General features: G+C 35.2%; 11 protein-coding genes. 4 read left to right on the forward strand and 7 right to left on the reverse strand.

Features of this window, described 5'->3' with window-relative positions; genetic code table 11:
• Positions 1-11: 11 nt before the first annotated feature.
• The 5 genes from ACHRV5_RS19435 to ACHRV5_RS19455 form a co-directional block, all read right to left on the reverse strand.
• A complete protein-coding gene (locus ACHRV5_RS19435) occupies positions 12-1,340 on the reverse strand; it encodes an aldehyde dehydrogenase (RefSeq protein WP_047773617.1) in 1,329 nt (442 codons plus the stop codon).
• A 75-nt stretch (positions 1,341-1,415) separates the two neighbouring features.
• Positions 1,416-2,105 carry an RluA family pseudouridine synthase gene (locus ACHRV5_RS19440; protein WP_395427869.1) on the reverse strand — a complete coding sequence of 230 codons (690 nt, stop codon included), beginning with the start codon at positions 2,103-2,105 and terminating at the stop codon, positions 1,416-1,418.
• Between the two features lie 147 nt (positions 2,106-2,252).
• The gene (gene panB, locus ACHRV5_RS19445) at positions 2,253-3,071 is read right to left on the reverse strand and encodes a 3-methyl-2-oxobutanoate hydroxymethyltransferase (protein ID WP_047773614.1); all 819 of its coding nucleotides are present in this window, start codon (positions 3,069-3,071) and stop codon (positions 2,253-2,255) included.
• Positions 3,072-3,119: 48 nt separating this feature from the next.
• On the reverse strand, positions 3,120-4,316 hold the full coding sequence (locus ACHRV5_RS19450) for an SH3 domain-containing protein (protein WP_395427870.1): 1,197 nt from the start codon (positions 4,314-4,316) through the stop codon (positions 3,120-3,122).
• A gap of 115 nt (positions 4,317-4,431) precedes the next feature.
• Positions 4,432-5,859, reverse strand: a complete 1,428-nt coding sequence (locus ACHRV5_RS19455; protein ID WP_230002658.1) for an L-serine ammonia-lyase — start codon at positions 5,857-5,859, stop codon at positions 4,432-4,434.
• Positions 5,860-6,167: 308 nt separating this feature from the next.
• Between ACHRV5_RS19455 and ACHRV5_RS19460 the strand changes: the two genes are divergently transcribed.
• The 3 genes from ACHRV5_RS19460 to ACHRV5_RS19470 are packed head-to-tail and all read left to right on the forward strand — an operon-like array spanning position 6,168 to position 9,498.
• On the forward strand, positions 6,168-8,315 hold the full coding sequence (locus ACHRV5_RS19460) for a cation:proton antiporter (protein ID WP_047773608.1): 2,148 nt from the start codon (positions 6,168-6,170) through the stop codon (positions 8,313-8,315).
• 32 nt (positions 8,316-8,347) lie between these two features.
• Entirely contained in the window at positions 8,348-9,091 is a 744-nt protein-coding gene (locus tag ACHRV5_RS19465) for a DUF2625 domain-containing protein (RefSeq protein ID WP_395427871.1), read from the forward strand.
• 44 nt (positions 9,092-9,135) lie between these two features.
• The gene (locus ACHRV5_RS19470) at positions 9,136-9,498 is read left to right on the forward strand and encodes a VOC family protein (protein ID WP_395427872.1); all 363 of its coding nucleotides are present in this window, start codon (positions 9,136-9,138) and stop codon (positions 9,496-9,498) included.
• Positions 9,499-9,504: 6 nt separating this feature from the next.
• Here ACHRV5_RS19470 and ACHRV5_RS19475 read toward each other — a convergent pair whose 3' ends face one another.
• Complete coding sequence (locus ACHRV5_RS19475) at positions 9,505-10,611, reverse strand: acyltransferase family protein (RefSeq protein WP_395427873.1); 1,107 nt, start codon at positions 10,609-10,611, stop codon at positions 9,505-9,507.
• 123 nt (positions 10,612-10,734) lie between these two features.
• Positions 10,735-11,103 (reverse strand): iron chaperone, encoded by a 369-nt coding sequence (locus tag ACHRV5_RS19480; protein ID WP_395427875.1) that lies wholly within the window; start codon positions 11,101-11,103, stop codon positions 10,735-10,737.
• Between the two features lie 452 nt (positions 11,104-11,555).
• Here ACHRV5_RS19480 and ACHRV5_RS19485 point away from each other — a divergent pair.
• Positions 11,556-11,840 (forward strand): transposase (locus ACHRV5_RS19485; protein ID WP_395427874.1); only part of this gene is annotated, 285 nt, incomplete at its 3' end.

The following is an 11,840-nucleotide window of genomic DNA, read 5'->3' on the forward strand; positions in this document are numbered from 1 at the left end:
TGTTTTAGTGCTTATAGCCAGTCTAATATACGTTTAATGGCGACTAATTTCTCTTTATAGGGAGCGTAACGCATCGGTAAATCCAGCCAATTTGCTTTTTTGACTACCCCTTTATGATGGGAAAAAATATCGAAACTCAATTGTCCGTGATAAGCCCCTATTCCGCTATGACCAACACCACCAAAAGGGAGTCTTTTATTGGAAAAATGTATAACAGTATCGTTAATACAGCCACCTCCAAAAGAATAGGTCGTAATTAATTTTTTAGCAAAAGATTTGTTGTCACTAAAAACATAAAAAGCAAGAGGCTTCTCATATCTGCTGATTACATTTTTAATATCTTCTTCTGTTTCATAAGTAAGGATCGGTAAAATTGGTCCAAAAATTTCTTCTTTCATTACAGCACTGTCCAAACTTGGCTCTTCGATCAGAGTTGGTGAAATGTATAAGGCATTAGCATCTGTTTCTCCGCCAAATAACACTCTTTCCGGATCAATCATATTCGCCAAACGCAACCAGTTTTTGGTGTTGACAATGCGCGCAAAATCGGGTGATTTTTCTATCTTTTTGCCATAAGCTTTTGTGATTTCCTGCATCAGGAAAGAAATGAAATTGATTTTCATATTTTTCTGAATCAGGATGTAATCCGGAGCAATGCAGGTTTGACCGGCATTGATAAATTTACCCCAGACGATTCTTTTGGCGGCTAATTTTAAATCGGCTGTTTCATCAATGATACAGGGGTTTTTACCGCCTAATTCAAGGGTAACAGGTGTCAGATTTTCGGCAGCGGCTTTGGCGACAATTTTACCTACAGCGACACTTCCTGTAAAGAAAATATAATCCCAGCGTTGTGCTAGTAATTTATTGGAAACTTCCACACCGCCTTCAAAAACTTCGACATGGTTGACATGAAATGTTTTCTGAATGATTTTGGCTATTATTGCGGATGTATGCGGAGTAAGTTCGGAAGGTTTTAGAACCACTCTGTTTCCTGCTGCAACAGCAGAAATTAAAGGGCATAGGGCGAGTTGAAAAGGATAATTCCAAGGCGCGATAACCAAAACATTTCCGTAAGGTTCTTTGAAAATATAATCAGTGGAAGGAAAATTAAGAAGGGACGGGAAAACAGGTTTCGGTTTTGCCCAATTGCGAATGTTTCTAATCGTATCCTTCAATTCCGAAATAACATAGTTGGTTTCGGTTAAAACAGCTTCAAATTCGGGTTTTTTAAAATCATCGTATAACGCTTTTACAATCAAATCCTCGCTTTTCTGAATGTTATAGAGTAACTTTTTTAGCGTTTCTTTTCTGTATCCGATGTCGTTTCTGTAGTCCATTTTTATGTTTAACTTGATTTTTCTCTATGCAAGTTAATTGATAAAATTTAAAAAGTTAACAATTTAATCATAAAATCACAGCGCATTCCAGATCGTTTCATTTGGAGTAGGAGCAATAATTATGATATCTTCTTTAGAAACAGGATGCACAAAAACTAACTTACGGGCGTGCAGATGAATACCTCCGTCAGGATTACTTCGGTCAAAACCGTATTTTAAATCCCCTTTTATCGGAGATCCAATGGCGGATAACTGCGCACGAATTTGATGATGGCGACCGGTATGAAGATTGATTTCCAAAGCAACATAGTTCTGGAGTTCTTTGAAAACAGTATAATCCAAACTGGCTATTTTACTGTCAGGAACTTCTTTTAAATGTGCTTTTGAAGTATTATTCTTTTCATTTCTTTTTAAAAAATGAACCAATTTGGCAGTTGTTTCTAAAGGTTTATTCTTTACAACTGCCCAATAGGTTTTTTGTGTCTCGCGATTAGAGAACATTTCGTTCATTCGCGACAATGCTTTACTTGTTCGTGCAAAAACGACAATTCCCGTAGTGGGTCTGTCTAAACGGTGAATCACTCCAAGGAATACATCACCAGGTTTCTTGTATTTGTCTTTAATATATTCTTTAACGACATCTGACAATGGCTTATCACCTGTTTTGTCACCTTGTACAATATCGCCTACACGTTTGTTGACCACAATAATATGGTTGTCTTCATGCAGTACCTGGAGGTTATTTTTATCGGAAACGATTTTCATTAGAAAGACTTAGAGGGGGGAGATTTTAGATTTCTGATTTTTCAAGTTTCAAGTTTCAAGTTTCAAGTTTCGAGTTTCAAGTTTCAAGTTTCAGGTTTCAAGTTGAAAACTTAGAAACTTAGCGACTCAGCAACTTAGAACCTTTTCTTAATACTGTTCCTTTTCATTCGGGAAATCACTGGATTTTACATCCGTTACGTATTGACCGATTGCAGTAGTCATTTCGTGATATAAATCTAAATAACGACGTAAAAAACGTGGACTGAACTCATTATTCATTCCTAACATATCATGAATAACCAAAACTTGTCCGTCTACACCGCCACCGGCTCCTATTCCGATAACTGGGATTGAGATGCTTTTGGCTACTTTTTCGGCCAGATGTGCCGGGATTTTTTCAAGAACTACACCAAAACAACCAATTTTCTCGAGCATTTTAGCATCTTCAATTAGTTTTTCGGCCTCGTCTTCTTCTTTGGCGCGAACGCTGTATGTTCCGAATTTGTAGATCGATTGTGGTGTTAAACCCAAGTGACCCATAACCGGAATTCCTGCGTTTAGTATTTTTTTGATAGAGTCTTTAATTTCTTTTCCACCTTCCAGTTTTACAGCATGACCACCGCTTTCTTTCATGATTCTGATCGCAGAGCGTAAAGCTTCTTTAGGGTCAGACTGATAACTTCCAAAAGGTAAATCTACTACAACCAAAGCTCTTTCGATAGCGCGAACTACAGACGAAGCGTGGTAAATCATTTGGTCTAAAGTAATCGGCAAAGTCGTTTCGTGACCTGCCATCACATTGGATGCTGAATCACCCACCAGAATCACATCGACTCCTGCGGTATCAACAATTTTCGCCATTGTAAAATCATAAGCAGTTAACATAGAGATTTTTTCTCCATTGCTTTTCATTTCGATCAATGACTTTGTTGTGATTCTTTTGTAATCTTTTTTTGCTACTGACATTTTATTTTTTTTGAGAATGTAAAAGTATTGAATAATTATAGATTGGAATCAGCAATAAAAGATTATTTCAATGGAAAGGAGTTTTCCGTCTTTAAATTCGATTGTAAAATGACCGTCTCCCAATAGTAAAGTGTAATAGTGGGGCGTTTTTATAGAAGCGCCAATATAGGTACCGTATTTTGCTATAAAAGCTTTTTCTGTTATCGAATGGTCGAGTATTGAATTGGCATTCAGCACTAGTTTGTTGTTTTCGTTGATGAAAACCTTTATGATTTCTGCTTGGTTTTGTTTTTCATCAACTGAAACTTCCAAATCAGGGTAATAATAAAAGAGATTGCTTAAATAAATCCCACAGTCATCACTGATAGTTGCTTTTTTAATTGGTTTTCCAAAAGTCTTTTCTAGCTCTTTTTGCGTAAGATAGAGTGATTTTGTTTTTTGTCCTTTGAGAATAAATTCAGCTTTTTTGCACAAAGCCATAATTTGTTCAGGGGTTTTAGGTTTTGCTAACCCTTTGGCTATAGCAATATTAAGATCGGTTTCAGCAATTAGTTTGGGATCATTTAATTGCTTGACAACTTCAAAATATCTTTGATACGCTGGAGCTAATTTTGAAACATCACTGTTCCATGCCAATTCTACAATTCGTTCTCCAATCGTTTTACGTTCGGAAATGGCAGTAACATCAAGTTGATCAAAATTCTTCAACAAGGCATTAAAAACGGGTCTTTCTCCAATAAACTTTCCTATAGTATATTGGGCATATTCAGGGGTAAAACTACCATTTATATTAACCCATTCTTCCGGGTTTTTAGGAAGATAGTTTACCGCAACCGGATCTCCTGTAAATAAAATTTCTTTTACTTTTGAATTTCTGTCGGGTAAGGCTCTTGCTTTTAAACCGGCAACTAAAACAAAAAGATGATTGCCTCCATAATAGTTGTCATTGCCCTCTATAATTGGATTTTCTTTGTCTTTTATTTTAATATCGGCAGCATTTAAGGTTTTTGAAACAAATTTTGCTTCTACATATCCTTCCGAAAAATTATCTGATTGTACTTTATACCAACCCTTTTCATTTTCGGATAATAACTGAATTTCTGCTCCGTACTTGAAATAGCCTAAAAATTCTCCTGTATTATTTTTTGAAGTGAATAATCTGGTGTCTGATTTTAAGTGATAACGATCTTGAGAATGAACCAGTGTGGAAAATAGAAAAAATAATATAAAGTGGTATTTTTTCATGAAGAGTTGTTTTTGATTTTTTTGCCACGAATTTCACGAATTTTCACGAATTGTTCTTTTACTCTCTGTTATGAGATTAATGTAAATTCGTGAAATTAGGGGCAATAATTTTATTTTAGCAATCTGCCATGTTTACCGCAATTGCTAAACCTCCTTCAGAAGTTTCTTTGTATTTAGAGTTCATGTCTTTAGCGGTTTGCCACATCGTATTGATTACTTTGTCTAAAGGCACTTTTGCATTTTTAGAATCGGTTTCTAAAGCCAGTTCTGCTGCATTTATGGCTTTGATGGCACCCATGGTATTTCTTTCAATGCATGGAATCTGAACCAGACCGCCAATCGGGTCACAAGTTAAACCTAAGTGGTGTTCCATGGCGATTTCTGCAGCCATTAAAACCTGTGCAGGAGTTCCGCCCATTAATTCGCAAAGTGCAGCTGCAGCCATAGAAGATGAAACGCCAATTTCGGCCTGACAACCACCCATTGCGGCAGAAATCGTAGATCCTTTTTTGAAGATACTTCCAATTTCTCCGGCAACCATCAAAAATTGTTTGATTTCTTTTTCTCCGGCATCGTGATTTTCGATTACCAAATAATACATCAAAACGGCTGGAATTACTCCGGCGCTTCCGTTAGTTGGTGCGGTAACCACACGTCCTAAAGAGGCGTTTACTTCATTCACAGCAAGTGCAAAACAACTTACCCATTTTAAGATCTGACGGAATTTTACTTCCGTTTTTCTAATCTCTTCTAACCAAGTTTGTGGAGAATTATAGTTCGATAATCCGATTAGGTTTTGGTGCATGTCAAAAGCTCTTCTACGCACGTTTAGTCCACCCGGAAGAATTCCTTCAGAGTGACAACCAATGTACATACATTCGAGCATAGTGTTCCAAATGCGCATTAATTCGGAATGAATTTCTGCCTCGGAACGCATTGATTTTTCATTTTCGTATACAATTTCAGAAATCAATTTGTTTTCTGTAACGGTATAGTCTAATAATTCAACGGCGTTTTGAATAGGGAATGGAAAGGCACATTTTATTTCCTCCTTTATTTTGGCAGTGGTGCGTTCTTCTTTCACAACAAAACCTCCACCAATAGAATAAAAAGTAGATTCGTATTCTGAATTATCGGCTTTGTATGCAGTAAATTTTAATCCGTTTGCATGAAACGGAAGAAAGTCTTTATTGAAAACAATGTCCTGAAGAAAATAAAACGGAATCGTACTGTGATTTCCCAGAATGATTTCGTTTTTGGTCTCAATATTTTTGATAATTCCAGCGATATCTTCCACCGGAATATATTCAGGATCCTGACCGCTTAAACCTAACATCACAGCCAAATCTGTGGCGTGACCTTTACCGGTTAGAGAAAGAGATCCGTAAAGATCGACTTTAACTCTGGCAGTTTCGTCTAAAATAGATTCGTCTTTTAATTCTTCTAAAAAACGTTCGGCAGCACGCCAAGGACCAAGAGTGTGTGAGCTTGAAGGCCCAACACCAATTTTAAGCATATCAAAAACAGAGATACATTCTTCCATTGTACAATTTTTATTAAGACAAAGATAATTGAATAATGCAAAGAAGCTTAATTTTCATTTGTTAATGTTGCAGTTTTGTTAAAAAAGATATTAAATTTTAATAATTTGGCAACGATGTAAATTTAAATTCTTAATATCGAACTTTCGTAAAAAGTTCGTGTTTTTTTTAGGTATTTTTGTGAGGAAATAAATGCCGGAGAATTTGATTTTTTTTATAGAAATCAGTAAAACGAAGTTCTGAGATTTCATTTAAAATAAGGTGTCCTTTGACGAAAAACGGAATAGCATAAAGAAGATAAAATTTAACTATGATAGAATTTTTCAAGCATTTTTTACAAGAATTCGAATTACCACTAAGCAATCCAGTATTGATCTTTTCGTTGATACTTTTCATTATTTTATTGTCTCCAATTTTATTAAAGAAAATAAATATTCCGGGTATAATCGGATTGATCATTTCAGGCGTAATCATTGGGCCTCACGGACTTAATATCCTGGCAAAAAACTCTGCAGTCGATTTGTTTTCGACCATCGGACTACTTTATATTATGTTTATTGCTGGTTTGGAACTCGATATGAATGAATTTAAAGCCAACAGAAATAAAAGTTTATTGTTCGGTTTATTCACCTTTATTTTCCCGCTTTGTATTGGATTTCCGGTTTGTTTTTATTTGTTGCAATACGATTTTAATGCCAGTTTTTTAACAGCGAGCATGTTTGCAACTCATACATTGGTGGCCTATCCAATTGTTAGTAAATTGGGAATTGCCAAAAATCAGGCTGTTGCAATAACAGTCGGGGGAACCATTTTGACCGATACCGCGGTTTTGATTATTCTTGCGGTAATTATGGGAAGCAGTCAGGGAAATCTGAATCAGGCTTTCTGGATAAAATTAGGGGTTTCATTGGCTATTTTCTCTGCCATTATGTTTTTGGTTATTCCGAGGATTGCCAAATGGTTCTTTAAAAAATTGGAAAGTGAAAAACACGCCCACTATATCTTTGTACTTTCGGTTGTTTTCTTTGCGGCATTTTTAGCCGAAGTAGCAGGAGTAGAGCCTATAATTGGCGCTTTCGTTGCCGGTTTGGCATTAAATCCTTTGATTCCGCATTCTTCTGCGTTAATGAACAGAATCGAGTTTATCGGAAATTCTTTGTTTATTCCATTTTTCCTGATTTCTGTTGGGATGTTGGTTGATATTAGCGTAATTCTAAGTGGACCGACCGCTTTAATCGTGGCAGGAACCCTGAGTGTTGTAGCTATTTTTGGAAAATGGATTGCGGCGTTTTTTACACAAGTAGTCTTTAAATATACAAAAACCGAGAGACAGCTTATTTTCGGATTGAGTAGTGCGCACGCAGCAGCAACTCTAGCGGTTATCCTGGTTGGATTTAAAGCAAAAATTCTGGATGAAAATATTTTAAACGGAACAATTATTTTAATTCTGATAACCTGTATTGTGGCTTCTTTTGCCACTGAAAAAGCGGCTAAAAAAATCGCGATTTGCGAAGAAGAAGTTTCTACGGAAGATGCTAATAAAGATCAGACTTTAGAAGAACACATTTTGATTCCGCTGGCTAAAACTTCGGCAACCTCCAGTCTTTTGGATTTTGCTCTTTTGATAAAGGATAAAAAATCGAAAAATCCGGTGACCTTGTTAACGATTGTTCCGAACAACGATCAGGCCGAAATTAATATTTTAAAATATAAAAAAGCGGTTGATAAATTTGTAATTCAAGGTTCTGCCTCTGAAGTAAAAATCACCACAATCGCCAGAATTGACCACAATCCGGCAAGTGGAATTGCGCGTACTTCAAAAGAAATCATGTCCGATATTGTGATTATCGGCTGGCCAAGAAAAACAGGTTTTTTGGATAAGATTTTTGGAGAAAACGTAGATTCAATAATCAATAATGTAGATAAGAGTTTGTTTATCTGCAGATTTCAGAAAACATTTATAGAAGAAAAAAGGCTGGTTTTTATTTGTCCGCCTTTTTCAGAAAGAGGAATCGGATTTCATCTTTTGCTGCAAAAAATAAGTCGATTGTCTCAGGAATTAAGCATCCCGATCGTTATTTATGCCGAGTATAAAACGCATCAGTCCATTACGCAAATTGCGGCTAATTTGAGGTTAAATGCAAAACTGGGTTTTAAAAGTATTTTGGATTGGGAAGATTTTGATGCTATTTCGGATGAAATTAAACCAACTGACTTAATTGTTTTTAATTTGTCCCGTAAAGGTTCGGTATCGTACCAGTCGATCTTTGACAAATTGCCTCAGAAATTTGAAAAATCATTTGATGATAATAATATAATATTGGTATATCCTCAGGACGATCGTAAAGAAAGTGCCATGGATGCCTACGAAGATTTTACCGCAACACCTCTTAAGAAAAGTATCGAGGCGATTGAACAAATTGGTAGAGGTCTGGGAAGTATATTGAAGAAAAATTAAGAAAAATAGAATAAGAATTGGTACCCTTGACAATGACACGAAATTTTTTTGCCGTTATAGCGCTATCTATAACTTTTGTAACAACAGCTCAAACGAAAATGCAAGCAGTAGATAAACTCATAAACAAAACAGATCCGGGCTGGACAGTTGTTGAAGGTTGGATTAAAACAGCAACGAATAAAGTTGAAATTTTACCGGTTGATACGGCAAAAGCAAAAGAAGTATTGTACAAAACACAAGTTACGACCCAATCACCAATGGGGGCTATAGTTTTTATGACAGGAGGCCTTTTAATTGATGACGGGTGGATTAGAATTTTAGGTTCCGGAAATGCAAAATTTAATCGCACACTTCCGGATTGGAACAAAGGAAAAGCATTTAAGGAATTTGGAGAAGCACCTTCTTTTTTGATCGTGGCAGATGATGCAATAGGCGGTTTTTATCTCTTAAATGGGGGCGGACTGGGAACAGACTTAGGAAAGATATATTATTTTTCACCTGATAATTTAGAATACGAAGCACTTGATATTACGTATTCTGAATTTTTGCAATTTTGCTTTTATAATGATTTGGATAAATTTTACGAGGGCAACAGATGGAAAGGATGGAGAGAAGAGGTTTCAAAATTAAAAGGAGACGAGGTTTTTAACTTTTATCCGTTTCTTTGGTCAAAAGAAGGAGGAGATATTAATAAGAACTCCCGAAAAATTATTCCGGTGGAAGAGCAATATAGCCTGAATGTTGATTTGCGTAGTCAGCTTGGTTCTAATAAGTAAAACCGGATTTTTAGCGTTACGATATTAATTTAAAAAAAGATATCATGAAACATAAAATCAAGTCAATACGACCGTTTATCGGAGCAAAAAATTTTGAAGTATCAAGACGTTTTTATCGTGATTTGGGCTTTGAGGAAGGCGTATTAGAAGCTAACTTCTCTGTTTTCAAATCTGGAGAAACTGCATTTTACCTTCAGGATTATTATGCTAAAGAGTGGATAGAAAACACGATGATTTTCTTAGAAGTCGATGATGTTGACCGTTATTACAAGGAACTTTTAGCCTTAAATCTCTCAGAGAAATATGCCGGAGTAAAATTAACACCAATTCGAAATCTTGACTGGGGAAGGGAATGTTTTTTACATGACCCGTCCGGTGTTTTGTGGCACTTTGGGGAATTTAAGTAATATAACCTATTTTTCTTTTAGAAATTTTTTGCGCAATCTCATAAAGGGCTTTTCAATTGCCTGATGAAGTAGGAATGCAGCAATTATGCAGGATAGAGTACTAATTAATAGCGATAAATTACTATCAATATCAATAGTAAGTTTTAGGAGTAATTGTTGGGTAATATGAATAATTCCTTTGTGGGTTAAATAAATTCCATAGGAAAGTGCTGCAATAAAAGAGGTTGTTTTAGAATTCCATTGGTACAAAATACTGGTGGGAGATATGGCACCCAAAACCATAAATCCGTACCCTAAAGCAACAAGTGGAAATCCGAAAATAGAAGCGTAAAAAGATCTTTGTTCCATACATAAAAAGTAGGCAGCAGTTAGTATAAATAGACTAATGGCTAAAAAGTAATTCCCGAATTTTGAAAGCCTTCCCCATAAATCGGGCATAAATTGATAAACTCCGGCGATAGAAACACCAATCAAAAGTCCATCTAAGCGGTTGTAAGTAGGATAATAGATGTATTTGTGCCAATACAGCCATGAATTTTCTGCTTCAATAAAAGGAAAGTATAAATGCTGCCAACTAAAAAAGCGAATCGCAAAACCAAAAGCAAATAAAACAATTAAAATCCAGTAGGACTTATAAAATAGGTTGTTTCTAAGTAAAAAGAGAAGTACAATGGGCAATATCAGATAAAAATGCTCCTCCACACAAAGGGACCAAGCATGAGAGAAAGTTCCGAAATCCTGGATATTTAATCCTATATTCTGTGTAAAAGTCGCAAATTTCCATATGGGAGCAAGTGCTTCTTTCTCTCTGAAAAAAGGAAATAAAAAATAGATTGCTGTAACAAACCAAAAAGCCGGAAGTATTCTGAAAAAACGTTTAATAAAGAAATCTTTAAACGAGATTTCGGTTCCATTTTTAATTTGAAAAAAAAGTTGAGAAGAGATTAAAAAACCACTTAATACAAAAAATAAATCTACTCCTGTCCAGCCAAATTTAGCAAAATCGGTCAACCATTCCGGATGTCCAAAAATGGGAATTTGGTAGTGGAATAAAAAAACAAAACTGATTGCAAATGTTCTTAAATGATCTAGTCCGTATAATTTTTTGTGCACTTCAGCTTCCGTTTTTTTGGTTTTTAAAACTCAAAGATAAAAGAATATGTAGTGCTTAAATTTCTTAAAATATAAGTTTTATTAACAAAATAGGGTAGGTGATATGGAGTGTATTTCCATACTTTATATTTTTACTTTTTTCTCTAAATTTTCTTTTACTCTGAATTTTACAATTTTAGTTATCAGAGCAAAAGGCATCGGTTCGTTTAAAGGAAATTGGACAGATCCTTTTCCGGATTTGTATTTTGAAAGTTCTTCCTTAAAAGTTTCATGTCCACTTGGTAAAGCATATAAACCAATATGGTTTTTGAAAGCAGCAAAATAAACAACGATCCCATTTTGATCAAAAGCAGGCATAGAGTAGCTGATTTTTTCCTTGGCATCAGGAGCCGCTTTCTGAATCGTCATTCGTATTTTTTCTAAAATTTCCTGCACGTCGTTTGGGAAAGAACCGATGTATTCGTTTATGGTTGTGGGTTTTTTGATGTTCATTGGTTTTATTGTTTCATGTTTCATGTTTCAAGTTTCAAGTTTCAGGTTACACGTTTCATATTTCACATTTTCGTTTTTAGACGTTTTATGTTTCAAGTTTCACACTTTATGTTTCGCATTTTACATTTTTACAAGTTTCAAGTTTCAGGTTTTAGGTTTCAGGTTACTGATTGCTGATTACTGGTTTCAGGGATGTCTGAATTTTGTCATCCTATGTTTGTAGTAAAAAAGGATTTAATGTTTTTATTAAATTTATGTTGAAATTTTTCAACAGAAGAAAGGGAAAGATAAAAGCTAAGTTTTGTCATTTGTCTTAGAGACTGTTCGCAATGGTAGTTCCTTTCCCTCTCTGCTTTTGAGCTTGGACAGTTCATTAGGCCATGAGCCTGTATTTAGGATTGATAAGTCAATAGCAGATTTCTTCCGTTTACTTTTTACCTAAAAACAAAGTTATGACAAAAAACAAAAATTACATTGGTATTGATATATCAAAATTAAGTTTTGATGTTGCTATTAAAAATGAAAACGAGAAATATTCACATTTTAAGTTTAGCAATGATAGTGAAGGCTTTGCAAAATTCACAGAATTACTAAAGCCAGATTGTGCTATATGTGTAATGGAAGCCAGTGGTCCTTATTATTTAAGATTAGCCACCTTTCTGTCTAATAAAAAAATATCAGTTTGTGTAATAAATCCTTTAGTGATCAGACGTTTTAGTCAAATGCGAATGTCACGA

Source organism: Flavobacterium sp. FlaQc-52 (genome assembly GCF_044007495.1).
Classification (GTDB): domain Bacteria; phylum Bacteroidota; class Bacteroidia; order Flavobacteriales; family Flavobacteriaceae; genus Flavobacterium; species Flavobacterium cupriresistens.

Excerpts from the sequence above, each read along its gene's own strand:
- ACHRV5_RS19435 (WP_047773617.1), bottom strand. The coding sequence starts at position 1,340 with ATGGACTACAGAAACGACATCGGATACAGAAAAGAAACGCTAAAAAAG.
- panB (WP_047773614.1), bottom strand. The coding sequence starts at position 3,071 with ATGTCAGTAGCAAAAAAAGATTACAAAAGAATCACAACAAAGTCATTG.
- ACHRV5_RS19455 (WP_230002658.1), bottom strand. The coding sequence starts at position 5,859 with ATGGAAGAATGTATCTCTGTTTTTGATATGCTTAAAATTGGTGTTGGG.
- ACHRV5_RS19460 (WP_047773608.1), top strand. The coding sequence starts at position 6,168 with ATGATAGAATTTTTCAAGCATTTTTTACAAGAATTCGAATTACCACTA.
- ACHRV5_RS19440 (WP_395427869.1), bottom strand. The coding sequence starts at position 2,105 with ATGAAAATCGTTTCCGATAAAAATAACCTCCAGGTACTGCATGAAGAC.
- ACHRV5_RS19480 (WP_395427875.1), bottom strand. The coding sequence starts at position 11,103 with ATGAACATCAAAAAACCCACAACCATAAACGAATACATCGGTTCTTTC.
- ACHRV5_RS19450 (WP_395427870.1), bottom strand. The coding sequence starts at position 4,316 with ATGAAAAAATACCACTTTATATTATTTTTTCTATTTTCCACACTGGTT.
- ACHRV5_RS19465 (WP_395427871.1), top strand. The coding sequence starts at position 8,348 with ATGACACGAAATTTTTTTGCCGTTATAGCGCTATCTATAACTTTTGTA.
- ACHRV5_RS19470 (WP_395427872.1), top strand. The coding sequence starts at position 9,136 with ATGAAACATAAAATCAAGTCAATACGACCGTTTATCGGAGCAAAAAAT.